General features: G+C 36.8%; 20 protein-coding genes. 10 read left to right on the top strand and 10 right to left on the bottom strand.

Annotated elements, in window-relative coordinates; all coding sequences use genetic code 11:
• Positions 1-22: 22 nt before the first annotated feature.
• The 4 genes from GXM17_RS11895 to GXM17_RS11880 form a co-directional block, all read right to left on the bottom strand.
• Positions 23-655: an NAD(P)H-dependent oxidoreductase gene (locus GXM17_RS11895; protein WP_163399554.1), complete on the bottom strand. Its 633-nt coding sequence runs from the start codon at positions 653-655 to the stop codon at positions 23-25.
• A 160-nt stretch (positions 656-815) separates the two neighbouring features.
• Complete coding sequence (locus GXM17_RS11890) at positions 816-2399, bottom strand: sodium:solute symporter (protein WP_163399553.1); 1584 nt, start codon at positions 2397-2399, stop codon at positions 816-818.
• Positions 2396-3460, bottom strand: a complete 1065-nt coding sequence (locus GXM17_RS11885; RefSeq protein ID WP_163399552.1) for a Gfo/Idh/MocA family protein — start codon at positions 3458-3460, stop codon at positions 2396-2398. The genes GXM17_RS11890 and GXM17_RS11885 overlap by 4 nt, the downstream gene beginning before the upstream one ends.
• A 174-nt stretch (positions 3461-3634) precedes the next feature.
• Complete coding sequence (locus tag GXM17_RS11880) at positions 3635-6148, bottom strand: L-rhamnose mutarotase (RefSeq protein WP_163399551.1); 2514 nt, start codon at positions 6146-6148, stop codon at positions 3635-3637.
• A gap of 607 nt (positions 6149-6755) precedes the next feature.
• Between GXM17_RS11880 and GXM17_RS11875 the strand changes: the two genes are divergently transcribed.
• Both GXM17_RS11875 and pelA read left to right on the top strand, forming a co-directional pair.
• Positions 6756-8444: a glycoside hydrolase family 28 protein gene (locus GXM17_RS11875; RefSeq protein WP_163399550.1), complete on the top strand. Its 1689-nt coding sequence runs from the start codon at positions 6756-6758 to the stop codon at positions 8442-8444.
• Positions 8445-8517: 73 nt separating this feature from the next.
• Positions 8518-9726 (top strand): pectate lyase, encoded by a 1209-nt coding sequence (gene pelA / locus GXM17_RS11870; RefSeq protein WP_163399549.1) that lies wholly within the window; start codon positions 8518-8520, stop codon positions 9724-9726.
• Positions 9727-9791: 65 nt separating this feature from the next.
• Here pelA and GXM17_RS11865 read toward each other — a convergent pair whose 3' ends face one another.
• The 6 genes from GXM17_RS11865 to GXM17_RS11840 form a co-directional block, all read right to left on the bottom strand.
• Positions 9792-10625: an amidohydrolase family protein gene (locus GXM17_RS11865; RefSeq protein ID WP_163399548.1), complete on the bottom strand. Its 834-nt coding sequence runs from the start codon at positions 10623-10625 to the stop codon at positions 9792-9794.
• A gap of 4 nt (positions 10626-10629) precedes the next feature.
• A complete protein-coding gene (locus tag GXM17_RS11860) occupies positions 10630-11427 on the bottom strand; it encodes an SDR family oxidoreductase (protein WP_163399547.1) in 798 nt (265 codons plus the stop codon).
• A gap of 19 nt (positions 11428-11446) precedes the next feature.
• A complete protein-coding gene (locus GXM17_RS11855) occupies positions 11447-12460 on the bottom strand; it encodes a zinc-binding alcohol dehydrogenase family protein (protein WP_163399546.1) in 1014 nt (337 codons plus the stop codon).
• A 1-nt stretch (position 12461) separates the two neighbouring features.
• Entirely contained in the window at positions 12462-13316 is an 855-nt protein-coding gene (locus GXM17_RS11850) for a fumarylacetoacetate hydrolase family protein (RefSeq protein ID WP_163399545.1), read from the bottom strand.
• Positions 13317-13413: 97 nt separating this feature from the next.
• The gene (locus tag GXM17_RS11845; RefSeq protein WP_163399544.1) at positions 13414-14178 is read right to left on the bottom strand and encodes an SDR family NAD(P)-dependent oxidoreductase; all 765 of its coding nucleotides are present in this window, start codon (positions 14176-14178) and stop codon (positions 13414-13416) included.
• 17 nt (positions 14179-14195) lie between these two features.
• Complete coding sequence (locus tag GXM17_RS11840) at positions 14196-15383, bottom strand: glycoside hydrolase family 88/105 protein (protein WP_163399543.1); 1188 nt, start codon at positions 15381-15383, stop codon at positions 14196-14198.
• A 289-nt stretch (positions 15384-15672) separates the two neighbouring features.
• On the opposite strand from GXM17_RS11840, the gene GXM17_RS11835 reads away from it, so the two are divergent.
• The 8 genes from GXM17_RS11835 (at position 15673) to GXM17_RS11800 (ending at position 24539) form a co-directional block, all read left to right on the top strand.
• On the top strand, positions 15673-16812 hold the full coding sequence (locus GXM17_RS11835) for an ABC transporter substrate-binding protein (RefSeq protein ID WP_163399542.1): 1140 nt from the start codon (positions 15673-15675) through the stop codon (positions 16810-16812).
• Between the two features lie 4 nt (positions 16813-16816).
• A complete protein-coding gene (locus GXM17_RS11830) occupies positions 16817-17959 on the top strand; it encodes a CaiB/BaiF CoA transferase family protein (RefSeq protein WP_163399541.1) in 1143 nt (380 codons plus the stop codon).
• A gap of 4 nt (positions 17960-17963) precedes the next feature.
• The gene (locus tag GXM17_RS11825) at positions 17964-19100 is read left to right on the top strand and encodes a CaiB/BaiF CoA transferase family protein (protein WP_163399540.1); all 1137 of its coding nucleotides are present in this window, start codon (positions 17964-17966) and stop codon (positions 19098-19100) included.
• Complete coding sequence (locus tag GXM17_RS11820; RefSeq protein ID WP_163399539.1) at positions 19100-20323, top strand: extracellular solute-binding protein; 1224 nt, start codon at positions 19100-19102, stop codon at positions 20321-20323. Before GXM17_RS11825 ends, GXM17_RS11820 begins: the two co-directional genes overlap by 1 nt.
• 2 nt (positions 20324-20325) lie before the next feature.
• On the top strand, positions 20326-21384 hold the full coding sequence (locus GXM17_RS11815) for a Gfo/Idh/MocA family protein (RefSeq protein ID WP_163399538.1): 1059 nt from the start codon (positions 20326-20328) through the stop codon (positions 21382-21384).
• A gap of 192 nt (positions 21385-21576) precedes the next feature.
• The gene (locus GXM17_RS11810; protein ID WP_007809657.1) at positions 21577-22017 is read left to right on the top strand and encodes a MaoC/PaaZ C-terminal domain-containing protein; all 441 of its coding nucleotides are present in this window, start codon (positions 21577-21579) and stop codon (positions 22015-22017) included.
• A 22-nt stretch (positions 22018-22039) separates the two neighbouring features.
• Positions 22040-23344 carry an L-fucose:H+ symporter permease gene (gene fucP, locus GXM17_RS11805; protein ID WP_163399537.1) on the top strand — a complete coding sequence of 435 codons (1305 nt, stop codon included), beginning with the start codon at positions 22040-22042 and terminating at the stop codon, positions 23342-23344.
• 88 nt (positions 23345-23432) lie between these two features.
• On the top strand, positions 23433-24539 hold the full coding sequence (locus GXM17_RS11800; RefSeq protein WP_163399536.1) for a pectinesterase family protein: 1107 nt from the start codon (positions 23433-23435) through the stop codon (positions 24537-24539).
• Positions 24540-25064 lie beyond the last annotated feature (525 nt).

Genomic DNA, 25064 nt, shown 5'->3' with positions numbered 1-25064 from the left:
TTTCGCCCAACGGGTTAAATTATTACTTTTTTATGATAAATTCCTCCATCGGAATTCTCACTTTTTTCATATTTGATAACCAATCGTTAGCTTCATCACGGTAACCTAAATACAATAAGGTAACACTTTTAAGACCTAATTCCTTTAAATTTAAAATTTCATCAACTGCCTCATTACTGAAACCTTCTGCTGGTGTAGAATCAATTTTTAATTCGGCAGCCTGAGCCATTGCTAAACCAAGAGCTATATAAGATTGTCTGGCCGTGTGGGCAAAATGTTGCTCGGGTGTTTGAGCGCCGTATATTTCTTTAATTTTATCAGTATAACTACTAAAACGACCTCTTGGTAATTCGCGTACATCGGTATGCAAATCATAAACTTTATCAATTTTTTCCGGAGTATAACTGTCCCAAGCGGCAAAAACCAAAACATGTGAGCAATCACGCATTACTTCAGGATTTAAAGCACCTTGTACCATTTTTTCTTTTAATTCCTGATTTTCGACTACAATAACGCGAAAAGGTTGTAATCCTGAAGAAGTTGGCGCCAATCGTGCCGATTCTAATATTTTTTCTAAATCTCCCTGAGCTACTTTTTTGGTTGCATCATATGCCTTTACCGCATGTCTCCAGTTTAAATCATCTAATAATGCCATTATGATTTCTTTTAAATTATACTTTACATTTATTTCACATACAAAAGTATTACAAAATTTAATTGTGTAAAATTTAATTGCGTTAAAGTTGTTTTAAAATTTGCCGCATGAAAAAAGGCTGACCTTTTTGGACAGCCTCTTTAAATCAATGTTTTAAAATCTAATTCCCATTAAAAACCAAATACAAAACCAAAATCGTCAATCCCAACAAACCAAACAGAAGTTTCACCTTTTTACTTGTTTTAGGAATATCCCTTTCATCTGAAAAATTAACTTCAGGATTTTTATCAGCCAATGAAATTAGTACTGCCGCAATTAAAAGCACAGCAAATATGTAAAACGAAATCAATAAAAAGTGTGGCCAAACCGGATACGCATCCGCAGGGAAAATCCATAAATACAGAACTCCTACGAATAAACTAAATGCTGATCCCCATGAAAGTGTTGCGTTTACGGCTTTTTTGGTAGTGCGTTTCCAGAACACACTCAATAAGAAAACAACTGATAATGATGGTGCCAAAAATCCTAAAACCGCCTGAAAAATATTGAATAAATTTTGTCCTTTTATATTATCAATCGCTATAGCAATTAAAATAGACAACACACAACCTGCCGCAATTGTCAAGCGACCAATTTTAATTTGTTCTTTAATTGTCGCCGAAGGATTGATTTTTTTTACATAAATATCATTAGTATAAACGGTACTTAACGCATTTAATGAGGAACCAATAGTCGCTACTAAAACGGCAATCATGACACAAATTACCAATCCGTTCATTCCGCTTGGAAATAAATTCGTCACCATGGTCATATAAGCCAAATCCGAATTCTCGCCTAATTCAGGATACAAAACATAACATAAAATTCCGGGCAAAATAAACAATGGTAAAGCCAAAACTTTTAACCAACCAATAAAATTCACACCCAATTGTCCCTGTTCTAAATTTTTGGCTCCTAAAACACTTTGCACCATCGATTGATCCGTACAAAAGAATGCTACAGCCGCCACTGGATATCCCAATAAAATAGCAGGCCAAGGATAGGAAGCATCATCAACCGGACGTACTAAATTCCAAAAGTTAGAAGGTGTTTTGGCTATTAAAGCTTCGATACCTCCCACTTTTTGCAAACCTAAATACGAAAGTGTCAATGATACTACAATGAGTAAAATCATCTGAAAAACATTCACTTTGGCAATAGCTTTCAATCCGCCGGCATAAGTAAAAATCCCTGAGAAAATCACTAAAACCGTTACACTTTGCCACATCGGAATTCCTAAAATCTGACGTACCAAAATGCCACCGCTGAATAATCCTAACGATAACCAGCTTACCAGAATTTTAACCATGGCATACCATGCTAAAATAGTTTGTGTACTGTCGCCATAACGTTTTCCCATATATTCGGGCATCGTGCTGACTTTGCTCGCAATATATCTCGGCGCAAAAACAATCGCCAAAAGCAATAGGAAAACAAATGCATACCACTCGAAATTTCCAGCTACAATTCCGGTCGCGTAACCAATACTCGCAAAAGCCAATAGAGAAGACGGGCCAACATTTGTTCCCCACATGTTAAAACCAATATTGTACCAGTTTAAAGAATTTCCAGCCATAAAAAGCGTTTCATTCTTCTTGCTTTGCTTCACACTAACCACATAGCCTATAATTAATAAAATAACCAAATAGGCTGCCACAATTACAAAATCGAGCGTAGTTAATTTTTCGTAGATGGAGTTATTCATAGTCCGAATTCATTAAGAACATCAGCAATTTTGACTGGCATTCCTGTTTGTAAACTTTTATCCATAGCTTGTAATAATGCTACGGTTCCAATACCTTCTTCCATATCCGGATAAGCGGTAAAACCTTGCTCGATACTATCTGCAAAATATTCTAAATAGTTTTGATATTCTCCTCCGTGATGGCTTTGTCCTTCAAAACGGAAATAATATTTTAATGTTGAATCGCCCCAAGTGATTACTTTTTCTTCACCAGTTTTATCTGTAACAGCATAACGTAATTCGTGATAATCAGCCTGGCTGGCTCCTTCAGTCGCTCTTAAAATGGTACTCATTCCGCTATCTCGCTGTGCCGGCTGAGTTGGCGAAGTATAAACTCCACTAACTCGGGCGATTCTGCCATCAGTTGCTTTAAAAATAAAATGCATGGTATCTTCATTTTTTAAACCAGCAGATTGTCCGTTACTGCTGATCATTCCGTAGCCCATTACTTCTTCGATGTTTGGCAGATACCAACGGATAAAATCTACCGGATGACTTAAACCGCCGTACAGCCATTTGAAAGATTGCAGCAAAGACCATTCTTTTTTCAAAAACCATCTGTGATCAGCATGATACTGGGCTTCAATCGTAATCAAATCTCCTATTAATCCTGCTTCATAATCTGCTCTTTGTCTTTTGGCCGGTTCGAAAAATCTTGAACTTTGTCCGATAAAAACTTTTTTGCCGGCTGATTTGCTTAACTCCAATAATTCCTTCGCATCCGAAAGATCATCGATAAAAGGTTTTGTACACACAACGTGCTTTCCTGCCAGCAAAGCCTGCTTTACGTGTTGAGCGTGCAAATGGTCTGGGGTATAGATTGCGATGATATCAATGGCATCATCGTTTAATAAATCATCATAGTTTGTGGTATACGAATGAAAATCGAATTCTTTTGCTCTTTGTTTGCAGATTTCTTCGTTTCTGTCGCACACTTTTACAAGTTCTAATTTTGAACTTTCCAAAGCGGCCGACATCGTGCTACGTCCTTCTCCAAGTCCTAAGATCGCTATTTTTAACATGAATGTGGTTATTTTAGATTGTTAGTTTTTTTTCGCCACGAATTCACGAATTATTCTTTAATCTTTGCGAATATTAATTCGAATTATTCGAAAAAATTAAAAAGTGAGATTTGAAAAAAAATAATTCGTGAATTGCTTCGCGTGTTCGCTATCGCTCGAGTCGCGGCTATCTCTTTATTTCGTTTCTACTTTATTCAGGAAAATCCAAACTTCTCCCGGTTTTGTTCCTTCGATTCCTTTCTGGTATTTTTTCATTAAGTTGTTCCAGTCGTTGACACGCGGATTGTTTTCTGTCGTTTTCGGATTCAGTTTATCCAGGCTTTCTCCTTTTGGAATACTGATGACCAATATTAATTGTCTTCCGTTTTTGAAAACCTGCAACTGCTGAAAATCGGCGTTGCAGAAACCTTTGGCGATTTCCGGCCATTTTTCGAATTGGGTTGTGTGGTAATCCACATATTCTTTCTGCAGTTTTTCGTCTTCAACCAAATTTGCAGTCAATACAATATTTTCCCACTCAGAAACCGGCTTTACACCTTTGCATCTTTCAAAATTCTGGAAGTCATACACAGGATTTTCATAAATTTTGATTTCCAGTTTAGGAAAAGCCAGTGCCAGTTTTCTTTTCGTTCTTTCCGGCTGGTTCATCAATCCGTAAATCACCAGATGATTTTGCCATTGGTACAATTCTTCCCCTACAATTCGGAACCCTTTTATAGTCGATTTGATCTTTTCGATATCCAGATCTTTTCCGATTACTTCAATCGCAACCGGTTTTGGCATTTCCTGCAAGCCCCAGGTTTCATCAACCACGACTTCTTTAGCCAGGAAACTGCTGTATGGCGCACGAATTCCTGCGTTTTCTTTGATTTTTGAATCAACGAATGCATAATTATCCTGCCAGATATTCCCAGCAGGACCATTATTATTTTTTAAGATTTTCTGAATCGGAATCCAGTTGTTTTTAATGGTAAAACCCTGACTTCCTTCATCGGTATACAGGTACAGCCATAAAAACGGATCGTGTGCATACGGACTGTTGTAAACCTTATCAATATAATTCTCTTCTATTCGGCTTTCAGGCTGTGATGAAAGTGTGTAAATTCCGGCTACATCATGTAAATGTTTCGCATAATGATGAATTTTATTTGCGATAATTTTATTGTTTTTCATCACGTTTTCAGTATGAGTCCAGCCCCAGCCCATTGAAATACCGCTATACGCCACATCCGAAATTTCGTTGTGTTCAATAGTCAGGTTTTTAATGAAACCGGCAGCAATTCCCAGACATCCCCAATCTTCGTTAGCTACGTTGGTAATTAAATTATCTGTAATCAATTCGTCTGAGCAAACTACACGATCGTCTTTTACCGTATAAGGCAGGTGCGCTTCGAATGATTCTTCTGAGAAAACACCCAGATTGATTCCGTTACCGCCAATGTCTTTGAAAAGGTTTCCTTTAACAATATTATGATTCGTTCCTTTATGCAGATCCAAACCTGTCGATGACAAATGCTCAAAAGAACAACTTTCAAAAAGTGTATTATTGGCGTAATTTACCTCAACGGCTGCTCTCGGTCTTCCTACCCAGCCCTGATTTTCTAAACTCGCCTGATTTGGAGTTCCCGGAGTTTTTAATTTGTAGGCATCTAATAAATACATTCCCGCCTGCAACGGAACGTGTCCCTGCTGTGACGGACGAAGCCAGTTGCTGAACTGAAACGAAATTCCTTTGAAATTAAAATGATGTACCGGAGTATCTAAAGTTCCTTCAATTTTTACTAAATTTTCCAAAACCGGCGCAGTAACTTTAACCGAATTCAGTTCTTCACCTTTTCTTGGAATGTAATAAATTTTACCTTTTTTTCTGTCCAAAAACCATTCGCCAGGTTCGTTCAGCATTGAAATTCCATTGTTTAAATAGAATGCAGAATTTCCGTTGTTTTTAGAAATCCACGGAGCCGGCCACGGGTGTTCGCTTTGGATTCGGCTTTCCGGCTGTTCGAAAGAAAGTCTCGCGCTGTCTTTTTTGATTTCGATATTTTTGATTCGGAGATTCGCAATGGCCCACCACTGGACGATGTACATCTCCATTCCCGGCTCAAACTTTACCGACTTATCTTTGAAAGGAATCCAGCAGGTTTCAGAATCTTTATCCCATGAAAGAATTCTGTCCATTTTATTTCCTGCAGTACTTTTGGCTCTCACCGCTTTTTTGCCATTCACCCATAACTGACGATAATTTAGAATTTCACCTGCCTGCTGTGGTGCAACAGCTTCCCAGATTGTTCCTGCTTTTAAGCCGTTTATGGCAAGTGTAGATTTTTTCCAGTTTTTGATTTCGATTCCCCCGCTTAAGATTGGTTTAGCGTTTACATCAGCCTCAATAGTCGTCGGGCTGTCTGCTGTTCCGGAGTCTTCTGGTCTTACGAATAAAGGTTCGTTTAAATAATAAGTTCCGTTCATTACAATAATGCGGATTCCGTCCTTGATGGACGGATCTTTCAGACGACGCAGTTCCCTTGCTTTCCTTACTGCCATCTGAACAGTAGCCAGCGGACTTGACTTTGCTCCTGAATTAGTGTCTTTCCCTTGTGGAGAAACCCAGATTTCGGCTGCATTCAGGGAGAATGTGCAGATTGTTATCAAAAAGATGATGAGAACTTTGGTAAAAATATTTAAACGCATTTTATTTTTTTTTAGGTAAAACTGTAAGTTTAATTCTTAACAACAGACTTGCAAATAAATGTATTTTTTACACTTTTACCAAATAATGGGTACAATATAAAAGAATATAAAAATACCGGTGTCCTGTACCTACCTGTATCATCCTGAAATATGTTGGTATCAGTGGACTCAATAGTATCGTAAAAAGCTGTAATCATTTTAACTGCAATCGTAATCATTTTTTACTTCATTAACCCGTTGGGGTGAAATTATTTTTTTCCAACTCTATCGCATCAGCTTAGATATAAATCTGTCTAAAATCTGCTTTAATCTGTTTAAAACTGCGTGAAAAAATTAATACGCAAAAAGTATTTTCACGCAGATTTTAAAGGATTTTCGCAGATCAAATTAGATTTAATCCTTAAATGAAGCTATTTTTATTCTATTTCACCCAACGAGTTTCATTAAATATATTGTAAATATTTTTTATAAATTTGTGCAATCGATTACATTATTGTATTTTCGTTTTTTTACAAAACTTATTTTAATTTGTAAAAAAAGTATTATCAAGATAAAAATATCATACTATTTTGATAATTAAGTTTAAACTTTAACTAATTCAATAAGAATGAAGACTAATCCAACACAATTTTTCCGTACACTAATGGCTATTCTGACCATCAGCTTTTCAGTAAATGCGGTAGCCCAAAAGTCAAAATCCAATGGTACCTACGACAACATTGAGTTCAAAATGGCTAAGGTCAATGAACCAAAAATTCCAAAAAACACAGTAAATCTTAAAGATTTTGGAGCTGTAAACGGAGGATATGTTTTAAATACAAAAGCCTTCGAAGATGCTATTACTGCACTTTCAAAAAAAGGGGGTGGAAAACTAATTATCCCGCCGGGAATATGGTTAACTGGCCCAATCATTCTAAAAAGCAAAATCGAATTGCATGCACAAACTGGAGCTTTAATAAAATTTTCTCCAGATAAAAGTTTATATCCAATCATCGAAACGAGTTTTGAAGGTTTGAACACGTGGCGTTGTATTTCCCCACTTTACGGAAAAAATCTTGAAGATGTTGCCTTTACCGGAAATGGTGTCTGGGATGGTTCTGGCGAGGTGTGGAGACAAGTTAAAAAAGCAAAACTTACAGAAAGCCAATGGAAGAAATTTGTAAACTCCGGAGGGGTTCTTAACGAAAGCAAAACGAGCTGGTATCCATCTGAAACATTCATGAAAGCTTCTGTAGGAGCAGATCAGAATGTACGTCTTGATTTGAAAACCAAGGAAGAATTTGAAGCCATCCATGATTTCCTTCGTCCGGTACTGGTTAGCATTCAAAACAGTAAAAGAGTATTGTTTGACGGACCTGTATTTCAAAATTCACCGGCATGGAATATTCATCCGTTAATGATTGAAGATTTGATTGTTCGTAATATAACGGTTCGTAACCCCTGGTTTTCACAAAACGGAGACGGTCTTGATGTAGAATCCTGTAAAAATGTTATTGTTGAAAATTCAAGTTTTGATGTGGGAGACGATGCCATATGTATTAAATCCGGAAAAGATAAAGACGGTCGTGACCGTGGTGTTCCGTGTGAAAATATCATTGTAAAAAATAACATCGTTTATCACGGACACGGAGGTGTAACTGTAGGAAGTGAAATGTCAGGTGGTGTAAAAAACATGCACGTTTCTAATTGTACTTTTATGGGTACTGATGTTGGTTTGCGTTTTAAAAGTAACCGTGGACGCGGTGGTGTTGTAGAAAATATTTTTATTTCTGATATTTTCATGACTGACATTCCGTCTCAGGCGATTTCATTCAATCTTTATTATGGTGGAAAATCCATTGCTGAAACTTTGGAAGAAGGCGGTGATAAAATTGTGAATCAAAAAATGCCTGTTGATGAAAAAACACCTCAGTTCAAAAACATTTCGATAAAAAATGTAACGATCAAAGGAGCACAACAAGCTGTATTTTTACAAGGATTGCCTGAAATGAACCTTGAAAATATAGAAATCTCTAATCTGATTGCAAAAGCAGAAAAAGGATTTACTATTGTTGATGCGAACGGAATCAAAATTCACAATGCAAAACTGGATATCGACAAACCAAATGTAATTGACATCTACAACGGCAAAAACATGTCGTTTAAGGATATTGAATTCAACTCTACTTCATCTAAAGCCATTACGATTAATGGAGAAGCTACTGAGAATGTAGAATTTGTTCCTTCTGCAAACTCTGATTTTGCCAAAAAAACAGTTATTGGAGAAACCGTTCCAAAATCAGCCGTAAAACTATAGCTGATTAAACCTTTAGGCTTCAGTTGTGTCTAAATTTAAAACTAAACACAACTGAAGTACATCAAAAACAACTATGAAAACACTACAAGGTCTGTCCAAAAGTAAGAGTTTATTATTTGGAATCCTGCTTACCTCTTTTTCGTTTCTTTATTCAGCTGCTCAATCTGAAAAAGACAAAAAGACCGTGGTAATCAGCACAAAACCATTTAGCGACAGCATGAATCACTGGTATGGTATTGCCGATAAAAACAATATCGTAAATCCAATACCAAATCAGCCGAAATATGATGAATCCGAATTCACTAAAATAGCAGACAACATTATCTATTTTCAGCGTGATAACGGAGGGTGGCCAAAAAATTACGACATGCGTGCTATTTTAACACCGGAACAGATAAAAGACGTCGTAGGTTCCAGATCGGTTTTGCATACCACTTTTGACAACGGTACCACATATACTCATGTCTATTATCTGGCGCAGGTTTATACACTAACTAAAATCGAAAAATACAAAACGGCCTGCCTGAAAGGAATCGATTTTATTTTAGAAGCACAGTATCCTAATGGAGGCTGGCCACAATATTTTCCTTTAGAAAAAGGATACAGCCGCCATATAACTTTCAACGATGGTACTTATATGGGAATTATGAATTTGCTTGACAAAATAGTCAAAAATGATTCTAATTTTGCTTTTGTAGATGCTGAAACGAGAAATAAAGTAAGTGTTGCTTATGAAAAAGGAATTGACTGTATTTTAAAAACACAAATTTCTGACCACGGAAAACTAAGTGCCTGGTGTCAGCAACATGACGAAGTCACCTTGTTACCTGCATGGGCAAGAAAATTTGAACCGCCTAGTGTGAGCAATGCCGAAAGTGTTGACGTGGTTTTATTTTTGATGAAAATAGAAAATCCAAGCGAACAGGTTATCAGAGCGGTACAAGGCGCTGTTAAATGGTTTGAGGATTCTAAAATATACAATACCAGAGTAGAGACTTTCGAGGCTCCGGAATTTGATTCAAAATTCAAGAAAGTGAAAGATGACCGTCGTGTTGTAAACGATCCCACTGCACCCCCAATCTGGACTCGCTATTACGAATTAGGAACAGGAAGACCTTTGTTTTGCGACAGGGACAGTGTGTACCTTTATTCATTGGCAGAAGTTAGCCGCGAACGCAGAAGCGGTTATGCCTGGTACACGTATAACCCTGAAAAAGTATTGAAAAAATATCCGGAATGGCAGAAAAAATGGACTCCTGAAACTGATGTTTTAAAAAAATAAAATCATAAAAAAAGCGTGAAATCTCAAATTCACGCTTTTTTTATATATTCAAATATTTATTCTTTCTAATCATTCAGTTTATAGAATGATTTGACATTTTTAAACCAAAATTTATTCTGATCTTCAACTGAGAAAGCAGCCAGATAATCTTCTAAAGTTTTGACTAAATTACTATAATCTGAAGCCACATTACAAACCGGCCAGTCAGAGCCAAACATCAATTTATCTGCAGAAAAGTTTTCAAAAATCACATCCAGATACGGTTTTAAATCGGATGGTTTCCAATTGTTCCAATCGGCTTCTGTCACCATTCCGGATATTTTACACCATACGTTTTCGAATTTTGAAATTTCCTCAATTCCTTTTTTCCATGATGCAATGTCGCTCGATTTAATATCAGGTTTTGCAATATGATCAATCACAAAATTTTGCTCAGGAAACGTTTTTACCAAATCGATTGCAGCAGGCAGCTGACGATGAAAAATCAGAATATCGTAAGTGAAGTCAAATTCTTTTAAAGCTTTGATTCCGTTACGGAATGCTTCACCAAACATGAAATCATCCGGTTCTCCCTGAACCACATGTCTGAAACCTTTTAGCTTTTCAAATTGAGAAAAATGACTTAATCGGTCTGAAATGTTTTCACTTCTCAAATCAACCCAGCCTACGACTCCTTTTATAAAATCATTTATTGAAGCAAGATCCAATAAAAAATCGGTTTCTGCTTCAGACTGACTTGCCTGAACCGCTACGCATCCCGAAAATTGATTTTGGGAAAGCAATAGATACAAATCTTCGGGTAAAAAATCCCTTTGAATATTTTGCATGGAATCATCAATCCAGCTATCCCTAACCGGATCAAATATCCAAAAATGCTGATGAGAATCAATTCGGCTCATACCCTTAATTTACATCATTAATTAAAGCACGATCCAAATGCACATAACCCCCTTCTACAAAAACAAACTGTCCTGTAGTATGCGAAGAACGATCTGAAATAATAAAAAGCGTCGTATCTGCAATTTCTTCTGTTTTAGTCATTCTGGACTCAAACGGAATACTCTTATTTATCTTTTTCAAAACTGCTTCGCCATCCGGTACTGTTTTAATCCAGTCTTCGTAGGCTGGTGTATAACATTCGGCAATAATTATAGCATTCGAACGAATTCCGTACTGAATCAAATCAACCGCCCATTCTCTCGTAAGTCCAAGAACACCGCCTTTTGCAGCAGCATAACCTGAGGTTCCGCCTTGCCCTGTCAAAGCTACTTTTGAACCAATATTCAAAATATTTCCTTTTGATTCTTTTAAGTACGGAAGAGCAAATTTCACCAATAAAAAGTAACTTACTACATTCAGTTTCAAAGAATCCATAAATTCCTCGTAAGTAGCATCCAATCCGGCACCATCATTTACACCTACGTTATTGATCACAACATCTATTCTGCCGTATTTTTCAGCAATTTTATTTACAGCATTCTGCATTTCATCCGGATTTGTAGCATCTGTCTGAACAAACAAGGAATCGATTCCTTTTTTCTGCAAAGCTTCAGCATAGCCAAAACCCCTGCTGTTTCTGTCAACTAAAACCGGAATTGCCCCTTCATCAGCCAATCTGTTGATGATTGTTTCCCCAATACTTCCTTCTTTTCCGGCTGAGCCTGATACGACTACAATTTTACCTTTTAAATGTAAGTCCATAATATTCTGTTTTTCAGAATTAATTTAATTCTATAATTGCTTTAATAGTATTGTTTTTTGGATCAATCCATTTTCCAAATTCGCCGATCATATCCGAAAAATCAGCTCTGTGTGTGATATATTTTTTCGGATCGATTTTACCTTCTTTCAGGCATTTCATCACATATTCAAAATCTTCGATGGTAGCGTTTCGGCTGCTCATCAAAGTAGATTCCCTTTTATGGAAATCAGGATGACTGAAACTCAATTCGCCTTTTTGAAGTCCAACCAAAACAAATCTTCCGCCATGCGAAATGTAATTAAAAGCACTGTTCATCACTTTTTGGTTTCCGGTAGCATCGATTACTACGTTCGCCATATCGCCATTGGTCAGTTCCGCCAATTTTGCTGCCACATCATCATGCAGCGGATTAATAACTTCATCTGCCTGAAGTGCTTCTTTACAAAAGTTAAGACGATATTCGTTGATATCCATCACAATCACTTTGGCTCCGGCAATTTTAGCAAACTGAATCAATCCTAATCCAATAGGTCCTGCACCCATTACCAAAACGGTATCGGTTGCTTTTACAGCGGCTCTTCTTACTCCGTGCGCTGCAATTGCCAAAGGTTCAACCAGCGCCAGTTCATCATAATCCAAACCTTGTCCCTGCAATAAATATTGTTCCGGAATTGTAACATACTCGGCCATTCCTCCGTCAATATGTACTCCGAAAACTTTAATATTGGCACAACAGTTAGTCAGACCATTTCTACACGCTACACAGTTGCCGCAGCTGAAATAAGGTATAAAAGTTACTTTATCGCCCGGCTGGAAACCTTTTGCATTTCCTTTTATATATTCGGCAGCCAGTTCATGCCCAAGAATTCTTGGGTATTCAAAATAAGGCTGTGTTCCTCCAAAAGCGTGAATATCGGTTCCGCAGACACCTATTCTTCTAATTTTCAAAAGTACTTCTCCTTCTTTTGGTTCCGGCATTGATTTTTCTTTAATTAGAAACTCCTGCGGTTTTTCACAAACAATATATTTCATTTTATTTAGAATAAGCTTTAGCTACTTGTTTACTTGAACCTAAACCGTCCATTCCTAATTCAATAACATCGCCCGGTTTGATATAGATTGGATCCGGCTTGATTCCCAATCCTACTCCCGGAGGCGTTCCTGTACTAATGATATCGCCAGGAAGCAAAGTCATAAACTGACTTAGGTAATGCACCAAAAATGGAATTTTGAAAACCAAATTTGAAGTATTACTGTTTTGGAATTTCTTCCCATTAACAGTTAACCACATTGGTAAATTATTCACATCAGCGATTTCATCCTGAGTAGCCAAAAATGGCCCAAGAGGCGCGAAAGTATCACAGCCTTTACCTTTTGCCCATTGTCCGCCCATTTCGATTTGAAAAGCTCTTTCGCTGTAATCATTCAATAAAGCGTATCCGGCAACATAATCCAAAGCTTCTGCTTCTTCCACATAACTTGCTTTTTTGCCCACTACAAATGCCAGCTCGATTTCCCAATCCGTTTTTTCACTGTTTTTTGGAATAACCAAGTCATCATTTGGTCCGCATAATGATGTAGTTGACTTGAAAAAGATAATTGGCTCTGTTGGAATCGGAGCACCTGTTTCATGACAATGATCCACATAATTCAATCCAATACAGATTATTTTTGAAGGTCTTGCCACCGGAGACCCCAAACGTACATCTGCACTAACTTCTGGTAAAACAGGATTACTTTCTAAAGCTTTTTTTAATTTCTCTAAACCATTGTCTTCGAAAAAAGCTTCATTAAAATCCGTTACAATAGAAGAAACGTCATATCTTTTTTCTCCAATTATAACTCCCGGTTTTTCTTGTCCGGCTGCTCCAAAACGTATTAATTTCATTTTCTTTTATTTTTTAAGGTTCTAAGATTTTGAGGTTCTAAGGTTCTAAGGCTAAAATCTTAGCAGCTTAGTATCTCAGAACCTTAGTATCTCTTTTTTAATTATTTAATTTTATAAATCCTCCGTCAATAGGATAATCACTTCCGGTAATAAACCCTGCTTCATCACTGCATAAGTAGAGAGCCAGTGCAGCAATTTCTTCGGGTTGTCCCATACGGCCTATTGGTTGTGACTTAGATAGTTTTTCGAAAATTTCGGTTTCTTTACCCGGATAATTTTTATTTATAAATCCGTCAACAAATGGAGTATGAACTCTTGCCGGTGAAATTGAATTGCATCGAATTCCTTCATCTATATAATCTCTCGCTACCGATAAAGTCATTGCCATTACAGCTCCTTTAGCAGTCGAATAAGCAAAACGATCCTGAATTCCTACCCATGATGCTATAGAAGCCATGTTCAGAATAACACCTCCTTTAGATAATCTAAATTGTGGAATTGCAGCATATAAACAATTGTAAACTCCTTTTACGTTTACATCCATTACCCTTTGGAAATCGATTTCCAAAGTTGTATCTACTTTGCCCACATGAGCAATACCGGCATTATTGATCAAAATATGGATATTTCCAATCTTTTCAAACGTAGCAACAACCTCTTGTTGATCTACTACATTACACGCATATGAAAATACTTTTCCGCCCAATTGCTGAATATCAGCTACAGCCTCCCGAGCACTTTCAATACTTAAGTCAATGATGTGAACTTCTGCTCCCTGTTTTGCGAACAGAGTTGCAATAGCTCTTCCTATTCCGCTTCCTCCGCCGGTTATGACGGCTTTTTTATTTTGTAATGAAAACATATTTTTTAATTATAGCATTATTTATTTAATTCTAAAGCCGCCAGTATAAAAGGTCCGGTTACTTTAGGGTCATTATCCTTTCTTCTTTCATTAATATAATATTCGAAAGAGCCATCACGATAAGGCTTCCCTCCCAAACCTGCTACAGCGCAGGCATTCGTAATTTCAATTTCGCCGTTTGGATACACTTTGGTAAATTTTGAAGTAATACCGTCAAAGGCCTTTTCAGCAATTTTTTTGAATTTTTTAGGCAAATAACCTTTTTTTGCTCCCTTTGCAAAAGCATAAGCGAACATTGCCGTACCCGAAGTTTCAAGGTAATTCCCGTCTCGGGTTCCCATATCAGTAACCTGATACCATAAACCTGATGGATCCTGAAATTTCACTAAGGCGTTCGAAATATTGTTTAAATACAAAATCAGTTCTTTTCTTTTTGGGTGGTCTTTAGGAAAATAATCCAGGACATCTACCAATCCCATCACATACCAGCCCATTGACCGCGACCAAAAATTAGGAGAAACTCCGGTTTCTTTGTTTGCCCATGGCATTTCTTTACTCTCATCCCAGGCATGGTATAACAATCCTGTTTTTGCATCTGTTGCTTTTTGCTGAATCAATTCAAATTCATGAGCAACATCATCTAACTTAGCTCCGTTTTCAAACGTAACCGTATATTCTGCATAAAATGGTTCACCCATATACAAACCATCCAGCCACATTTGGTTAGGATATATTTTTTTGTGCCAAAAACCACCGCTTGGTGTACGAGGCTGCTCTTCTAATTGTTTACGCAAAGTCTGCATAGCAATTATATATCGTTTGTCTTTAGTCTTTTCATAGATATCAAACAAAATTCGGCCCGTTGGAATATTATCGATATTAAAGGATTCAAATTTATACGTTTTAATATTTCCATCGGCATCAATCAATTCATCAGCATATTGTTTGGCATAAGCCGTATATTTTTCATCATTTTTTTGTTTGCCTAATTGCTGAAAAGCATAAGTAACCAAACCATGAACATAACTAATATGAGCCACTTTAGCATCATCAAGCATGTACGATTGCGAATGGCGCTGCATCAATGTTAAAGCCATTCTTTCTGACCATTTCAGCTTAGTTGGAATTGTGTTTTGAGCATTTGAAATTGTTGTTACCAAAATCAGCAACACAATAATTTTAGAAAGAAAAGAAGTTTTAAGCATAATCGCTACTTTAAAAAATTGTATTTTATGTAAATAAGCGTAAAAATAAATGTGATTTTTACATTTACAAATATAAAACTTAATATTAATACCAGGCATTTATTTTAATTATCAATGCTTAAAAACAGATATAATCAAAAGCAATATCACATTTTATGCGTAATTTGTATAAAATATAAAAAACACTTACCCAATTTGCCAAAAATTAAATATATAATCATAGCATTTGAATCTAATTTCTATATTTGTAAATGTGAAAATCACATTTATTAAATCAGATTATTAAAAAATGAAAAAACTAAAAGGGATTACGTGGAATCACACCAGAGGTTTACTCCCAATGGTTGCCACAGCTCAGCGTTTTACAGAGTTGAATCCGGAAATAGAAATCAGTTGGGAAAAAAGAAGTTTACAGGAATTTGCAGATGCTTCGATTGAAGACTTGGCAAAAAGATTTGATCTGTTGGTTATTGACCATCCATGGACAGGATTTGGCGCAGATACCAAAACAATTCTGCCTTTATCAGATTATCTTTCTGCCGAATATATAAAAGATCAGGAAATCAACACCGTTGGTAAATCTTACGGGAGTTACGTATTTCACGACAAACTATGGGCTTTGCCAATAGATGCAGCCACTCCGGTAGCAGCAGCAAGGTTAGATATTTTAGAAAAACAGGGATTAAAAGTTCCGCAGACATATGATGATTTATTGGCTTTAGCAAAAAAAGGATTAATTGCCTTTGCAGGAATTCCGGTAGATTCACTAATGACTTTTTATTCTTTTTGTTGCAGTTTAGGTAAAGCGCCTTTCCAGTCACAGGAAAAAGTAATTTCTGAAGAAACAGGAAAAAAAGCTTTACAGATGCATCGCGAACTGGCTCAGTTAATGGATCCTGCAAATTTTAACCGAAATCCGATTCAGGTATATGAAGCGATGGTCAATTCGGATGAAATTGCCTACTGCCCTTTTGCTTACGGTTATTCCAATTATTCAAGAAGTGGTTACAGCAAAAACTTGCTTCATTTTTATGATTTGGTAAAATTGAATGACAAACCGATGATTAGTTCTCTGGGCGGAACCGGTTTAGCTGTTTCTTCTTTCAGCCAGTATATTCCGGAAGCGATAAAATATGCTGAATTCACAGGATCTTCTCAGGTACAACAAAATATTTTTTCAGATAACGGCGGACAGCCTGGGCATTTACAAGCATGGAAGAATGACCGAATCAACGGAATTACTCATGATTATTTCAAAAACACATTGCCTGCTTTAGAAAGAGCCTTTTTAAGACCAAGATATTCAGGACACATGTATTTTCAGGATCATGCAGGCGATGTCGTACGTGATTATTTAATGAATGGAGGCGATGAAGAAGCTGCTTTATCTGCAATGAATGCACTTTACATCAAGTCTTTAAACTTATAACTGCATGAGACCATTAGAAGGATTAGTTGTATTGGAGTTTTGTCAGTTTTTGGCAGGCCCTTCTGCCGGATTGAAACTGGCCGATTTAGGAGCGAGAGTAATTAAAATCGAGCGTCCTGTAAAAGGTGAAGCCTGCCGGCAATTAAGCATCAAAGACCTTTTTGTTGACGACAGCAGTCTGCTTTTTCATACCATCAACAGAAATAAAGAATCATTTGCGGCCGATCTTAAAAATCCTGAAGATTTAATTTTAGTCAAAAAACTAATCGCCAAGGCAGATATTATGACTCATAATTTCAGACCTGGCGTAATGGATAAAATTGGTTTGACATTCGATGATGTTTTGAATATCAATCCAAAAATAATTTACGGAACCATCACAGGTTACGGAGACAAAGGCCCCTGGGCAAACAAACCAGGCCAGGATTTGTTGCTCCAGTCTCTTTCCGGATTAAGCTGGCTTAGTGGCAGAAAAAGTCAGGGACCTGTTCCGTTTGGTCTGGCTGTAGCCGATCTAATGTGTGGGAATCATTTCGTTCAGGGAATCTTGGCAGCATTATTAAAAAGGGCCAAAACCGGAAAAGGAGTTTTAGTTGAAGTAAGTTTACTGGAATCGGTATTGGATGTGCAGTTCGAAGCTATTACTTCTTATTTAAATGATGGCGGACAACAGCCAAAAAGAAGTGATGTTAAAGGAAGTGCCCATGCTTTTCTAAGCGCACCCTATGGAGTGTATCAAACTCAGGATGGTTACATTTCCTTAGCAATGGGAGATTTGCTTTTTATTGGAAGTGTTTTAGAAATCGATTTCCAAAAATACAGCGATAAACGCAAATGGTTTTCTCAAAGGGATGAAATCAGAGCAATATTAACTGAAAAACTCAATACTCAAACAGCAGATTATTGGATTGAATTACTTCAAAAAGAAGGAATCTGGTGTGGCAAAGTACTTAATTACCAGGAATTGGACAGCCAGCCTTTTGTTAATGAACTGGAGTTGAAACAAACGGTACAAAATTCGGCAGGGGAAACTTTGGTTACTACAAGAAGCCCGATTCAGCTGGATGGTAGAATTCTAACCAGTACTAAAGCAGCGCCTAAAGTTGGCGAAGATAATGTAACAATACACGAACAATTTTTAAACTAGCAGAATGAAACCCTTAGAAGATTATTTAATAGTAGATTTTAGCCAGTTTCTTTCAGGCCCTTCAGGGAGTTTGCGATTGGCAGATCTGGGTGCGCGTGTGATAAAAATTGAGAAACCGGGAACAGGCGATATCTGCAGAACCTTATATACATCTGATTTGATTATGAATGGAGAATCATCCGTATTTCATACCATCAACAGAAACAAAGAATCATTTGCAATCGATTTTAAACAAGCAAATGAACTGGAAAAATTAAAAAAATTACTGGCAAAAGCCGATGTCGTTATGCATAATTTCAGACCCGGAGTAATGGAACGCGTTGGATTGAGTTATGATCAGGTCAAAGAAATCAATCCCAATATCATCTATGCAGAAATTTCGGGCTACGGTACAAAATCCGAATTAAAAAATTTACCGGGACAGGATTTATTATTACAATCTATGACAGCCTTAACATGGCTGAGCGGAAATCAGGAAGATGGTCCGGTACCAATGGGATTATCAATAGTAGATATGCTGGCCGGAGCACATTTGGCACAAGGAATTTTAGCAGCTTTATATAGAAAAGCAACTCACAATATTGGAGCAAAAGTTCAGGTAAGTATGCTGGAATCTGCTTTTGATTTTCAGTTTGAAACGATTACCACTTATTTCAACGACGGCGGTGAACTGCCTGTGCGAACAAAATCCAATAATGCCCACGCTTATCTGGGTGCGCCTTACGGAATTTACAAAACCAAAAATGGCTATCTGGCTTTAGCAATGGGATCAATTCCGGTTTTGGCGTCCCTTTTAAAATGTGATGAATTGCTTCAGTTTCCTGAAAATAAATTCGAATTAAGGGATGACATCAAAAACATTTTAGCAGAACATTTACAAACTCAGGAAACCCAATATTGGCTGGATATTTTGGAACCGGCGGATATCTGGTGTGCCAAAGTCCTAAACTATAAACAGCTTTTTGCTGAAGAAGGATTTCAGGTTTTAAATTTTACACAGCGTGTTGAAATGACTGACAGCTACAATTATAAAACAACCCGATGTCCTATTAGAATTGACGGAGAAATTTTTACATCAGGTAAAGGTTCTCCTAAATTAGGACAGGACAACGAGCGAATCATTAAAGAATTTATAGCCTAATGGAAAAATTAAGAATCGCTGTCCGGAAATTTGATCCTTTTGAAAGTACATTGCAAAAGCTGTGGGATTTGTTCTGCCTGAAAAACAACATTACCATTGAAGCAGAAATGATTCCGCTGGAACTGCACGATCTTTATGAAGAAACCATTACCAATAAAGGTTTAATAAACGGAAGCTGGGATATTGCACACATCAATACCGACTGGATTTTTGATGCTGCGAATGAAAAAGCGGTTCTTGATTTGACGTCATTAATTGCCGAGAATCCTCCTCAAAATTATCCTGAAGGCTGGCATAAGTCTTTATTGCATTTACAGCAAATTAACAACGGAACTTATGGACTTCCTTTCCATGATGGGCCGGAATGTTTGATTTTCAGGAAAGATTTATTTGAAGACCCAATTGAAAAAGAAAATTTCAAAAAACAATTTGATTACGAATTGCATTCTCCAAAAACCTGGGAACAATTCACTCAGATTGCTGAATTTTTCAATCGACCTGATCAAAATTTATACGGATCTGTTTTTGCCCATTATCCTGACGGACACAACATGGTTTTTGATTTCTGCCTGCAGTTGTGGACAAGAGGCGGTTCTTTATTGAACTCCCAAAATCAAATTGATATTAACCAAAAGGCAGCGATTGAAGCTTTGGATTTTTACAGAAATATAGCCAGCAATAAAAAAGCCCTTCATCCGCAATCCAAAGATTTTGGTTCTGTTGAAGCCGGTATGGCTTTCGCCAAAGGTGAAGCGGCAATGTCAATCAACTGGTTTGGATTTGCCTCAATGTGTGAAGTAATTGAAGAATCGAAAATAAAAGGAAAAGTAGATATTACGGAATTACCACATGATGAAAACCATAAAACGGCTTCATTGAATGTGTATTGGCTATATACCATTGGCACAGGAAGTAAACACCAAAAACTAGCTTACGATTTTCTACGATTTGCCACAAACCCTGAAAGCGATAAATTGCTAACTAATGAAGGCGGAATCGGATGCAGAAAATCAACCTGGAATGATGTTGAAATCAATAAAACCATTCCGTTTTATCATAAACTGGAAACATTGCATGAGAACGCTTTAACCTTACCACAAACTCCGGTTTGGCCAAAAGTGGCCGAACTGATTGACAAAATGGTTTTAAAAGCCTTAGAAAGTGATATTCCATCTCAAGAATTATTAGAAGAAACACAGAATGCTATTCTGCAAATTATATAATTATGAATATTCCATATAAACCCTTATTACCAGAAACAACGCAGCCGATTATCATTATTGGCGCGAGCGGTATTGTAAAAGATGCCCATCTTCCGGCTTATAAAATGGCAGGTATGAGTGTTTTTGGTATTACCAACAGAACACTCTCAAAGGCACAGGATATGGCAGAACAATTTGGTATTCCAAATGTTTTTGAAAATGTAGCCGAGGCAGTAAAAAATGCGCCATCGAATGCCGTTTATGACATCACTGTTTTACCTGATCAGTATATTGAAATATTGGAACAACTTCCAGATGGCGCTGCGGTACTGATTCAAAAGCCTATGGGGAATGATTTGGCACAAGCCACAGAAATCGTAGCAGTTTGCGAAAGAAAGAGATTGGTTGCTGCCATTAATTTTCAGTTGCGATTTGCCTCTTTTGTTAGTGCAGCACGCTATATGATCAATCAGGGAATCATAGGTGATTTGTATGATTTAGAATTTAAAGTAACAGTAAACACACCTTGGGAATTGTTCCCTCTGATTAAGGAACACCCAAGATTAGAAATACTTTTTCACAGCGTGCATTATATTGACTGCATTCGTTCATTTTTGGGAAATCCAACAGGAGTTTATGCTAAAACAACTAATCATCCTTTGAAAAAACTATCATCCTGCCGTTCTTCAATTATTTTAGATTATGGCGATTCAATGCGAGTGGTTATTAACACCAATCACGATCATCATTTTGGTCCAAAACATGAAGAAAGCTACATCAAATGGGAAGGAACAAAAGGAGCAATCAAAGCCAAAATGGGCTTATTGATGAATTATCCTGACGGTATGCCGGACGAATTTGAAGTTGCTTTAGAAAAAGACGGTAACTACGAATGGGAAGAAATCAAGCTGGAAGGTTCCTGGTTTCCGGAAGCTTTCATTGGAACCATGTCTAACTTAATGCGTTTTAAAGAAGGTTCTGACGACAAATTATTAGCAAGTGTTCAGGATGTACTTGACACGATGAAAGTTGTTGAAGCCTGTTACGTCAGTAATCAAAAAGGAGGAATTCCACTTCAATGACTTATAACAACGATTGCCCGCGTTAACGATTGAAGCGGCATCCTTTTTTGGCTTTTTCTGCCAAAAAAGATACAGCGGAAAGCGTGTTAAAACGCCCAAAAAAATTATATAAATAAAGTAATTAGTCGCTAGTCCATAGTAATTAGCTAATCACTAAGGACTAATCACTAAGGACTAAAAAACTAAAAAAACATGTATTTCAAATCCACATTTTTCGAAGATTACCAACTTAATGATAAAAGAGTTACATTAGGCAGAACTATAACAGAAACTGATTTTGTAGTTCATGCCGGACACACGGGTGATTTTTTCCCGCATCACATGGATGAAGAATGGTGCAAGACACAGCCATTTGGACAACGAATTGCCCACGGAACAATGGTTTTTAGCATTGGCATCGGTCTGACGGCATCTGAAATAAATCCGGAAGCTTTTTCAAAAGGATATGACAGAATGCGTTTTGTAAAACCGGTTCACATTGGTGACACGATTCATTCGGAAATTACCATTTCAGAAAAAGGAGAAGCCAAAAAACCGGATATGGGAACAGTGACAGAGCACGTAGAAATCATCAACCAGCGAGGAGAAGTGGTTTTGGTATGTGACCACCTATTACTAGTAAAAAAGAAATAATCCTAAAAATAAAAATCTAGCTATGCAAGTAACCAACCAAACGGGCGACCAACACGAAGTTCCAACAGAAAGCGGAAAAGGAAATCAGTATCTTTTACCTTTCATTTTAATTACCAGCTTATTTTTCCTTTGGGGAATGGCGCATGGGCTTGATGGCATTTTGATCCCACACTTAAAAAAAGCTTGTCAGCTTAATAACAGCCAATCAACATTAATCGACACTGCCATCTTTTTCGCCTATTTTATAATGGCAATTCCTGCGGGTATGATTATAAAAAAAATAGGATATAAAAATAGTATCATTACCGGTTTATTAGTTTTTGCTACAGGAGCATTTCTTTTTGTACCAGCAGCAAATACCAGAACTTATGAACTTTTTCTTTTTGCTTTATTTGTTATTGGTTGTGGATTAACGATTTTAGAAACCAGTGCTAATCCTTATGCTGCTATTTTAGGCCCTCCAGAGTCTTCATCATTTAGATTAAATTTGGCGGCATCCTTTAATGGTTTAGCTGCTATGTTAGGTCCTGTTTTGGGAGGTATTTTTATACTTTCAGGAATCAACCATACTCCAGAAGAAATGGCTGCAATGCCAGAAGCGACAAAAGCTGCTTACTTATTAGAAGAGGCTTCGGCAGTGAAATTACCTTATATAGTTTTAGGAAGCATCTTGGTTTTAGTAGCAATTATGTTTTACTTTATGCATTTGCCATCAATGAAATCTAAACAAACTGAAAACGAAATTAAACCTGGATTTTTCTCTGTTTTGAAATTCTCCCACTTAACTTGGGCAGTTGTAGCGCAGTTTTTTTATGTAGGAGCACAGGTCTGTGTAACTAGTTTTTTTGTTCGAATAGCACAAAAGGAAGCGGGATTAGATGAAAAAACGGCAGCATACTATCTTGGCATTTATGGTTTCTTGTTTATGGCAGGACGATTTAGCGGAACTTTCTTTTTGAAATTTGTCAAAGATTATGTTTTGCTTTCTATCTATTGTGTTGCAAATATTTTACTTTGCTTAGTAGCCATTTACGGATCAGGAATTGTAGTTATTTATGCTTTAGGCGGAATTGGATTCTTTATGTCTATTATGTTTCCAACTATTTTCTCTTTAGGATTAGTTGGTTTAAAATCTAATACAGAGACGGGTTCTTCATGGCTGGTAATGTCTATTGTTGGTGGAGCAATCCTTCCTTATGCAATGGGAACCCTGATTGATATGAAACATGATGATATTCAGGCTGGCTATATAATTCCGTTAGTATGCTTCGTGATTATTCTTTATTTCGGAGCATTCGGGCATAAAGTAAAAAACAGCATTTCTTAGTTAATATTCAATTATTTTTATAGATTTCCAAGGTTCAAAATTTTGAACCTTGGAAATTTTATTTTAACACTTATCATTCAAATCTAACATGAAAAAAACTTTACTTACCTTTTATTTCTTACTTTTTTGTTTCACCACGTCTTTACATGCTCAAAAAAACAAAATTGCCTATGATATTGTAGTAGCTGCTGATGGAAGCGGTAACTACACCAAAGTTCAGGACGCTTTTAATGCTGTACCTGATAATAGTTCTAAACGTACTATCATTTTTATAAAACCTGGTACGTATAAAGAAAAATTAAAATTAGCAGCAGGAAAGAAAAACGTATCCTTAATAGGCAAATCTTATAAAAATACAATTCTTACTTATGATGATTATGCTGAAATTGCAGGAGGAACAAGCAAATCTTTTAGTGTTCTGATAGAAGCAAATGATTTTTTTGCCGAGAACATCACTTTTGAGAATACTATCAATAGTGAATTACAAGAGTATAAAAAAGGGGGTCAGGCAGTAGCTTTAATGGTGAATGGTGACAGAACTATATTTCATAATTGCAAAATGAGCGGTTTTCAGGATACTTTTTACCTTAAAGCAAATAAGAGAACCTATATCAAAGATTGTATTATTGATGGAACGACAGACTTCATTTTTGGCGCAGGGATAGCTTTGTTTGAAAATTGTGTTATACAATGCCGAAAAGACTCCTTTATTACTGCCGGAAATCATGAAGCTGGAAAAAGCAAATATGGTTTTGTATTCAAAGATTGTGTTATAATGAAATACCCTAAAACAGCCCTTTCAAAAGTTTCTCTTGGAAGACCGTGGGGAGCTGGGGCTAATACGGTTTTTATTAATTCATACTTTGAATCAATCATTATTCCCGAAGGCTGGTCAATTTGGTCAAAAGATCCGGAACATAAAGCCTATGACAACTGGAAAACTTCTTTCTATGCAGAATATGATTGTTTTGGACCAGGTTCTGATACCGATAAACGTATTGCATGGTCACGTCAGTTACACAAAACCGAAGCAGCAGAATACGCTAAAGAAAAGATATTTGCAGCCAACACTACAACTACAAGTATTCTTGAAGGCGACTGGAATCCGGTAATTGAAAAAGACAAATGTGATTCCATTTTACCTATCAAAAAAGCCAAGAATGCCGATTCAAATTTTGAAAAAGCATTCAACTAAAAAAAGAAGATTTTCGCTTAAGAATTTAAAAGTATAAATACAATCACAACTGCGGATCTAAAACATGATCCGCTTTTTTTTGAATTAATCTAAATCATTCAAATCTCTTTTTTTAATTATTTGTTTGATTTGGAATTTCTCATATTACATATTTTTCGCTTCCTCTGTTTCGGTCTGTCGGCTCTATCTTTTGCGAAAAAGTTTAATAAGACCATCAATAGTATCATAATTATTTTTATGGCGTTTCCCTCAGGGCCGGGCTGTCCGCTGTATCTTTTGCGGAAGAAAGTTTTGGGTAAAAAGAGAAGAAGCCAGCCGCAAAAGGATGCCGCTTCCATCCCTAACGCGGCTTTGGCACAGACCATAGAATGGGTCAAGAACAAAACTTGGGGAGGAATTGAAGATTTCCTAACTTAGCCATCAAATTAATACTCTTTGGAAAATTACATAGAACTCTTAAAACTTATCCTTCCTGAATTAATCGTAGAACATTTTGATTTGGTAAACACCAAAATTGAACAAGAG

Origin of the sequence: Flavobacterium fluviatile, from assembly GCF_010645065.1 — a bacterium.
Classification (GTDB): Bacteria; Bacteroidota; Bacteroidia; order Flavobacteriales; family Flavobacteriaceae; genus Flavobacterium; species Flavobacterium fluviatile.
The sequence above is the reverse complement of the archived record's forward strand: the minus strand, read 5'-3'. Positions and strand labels throughout refer to the sequence as shown.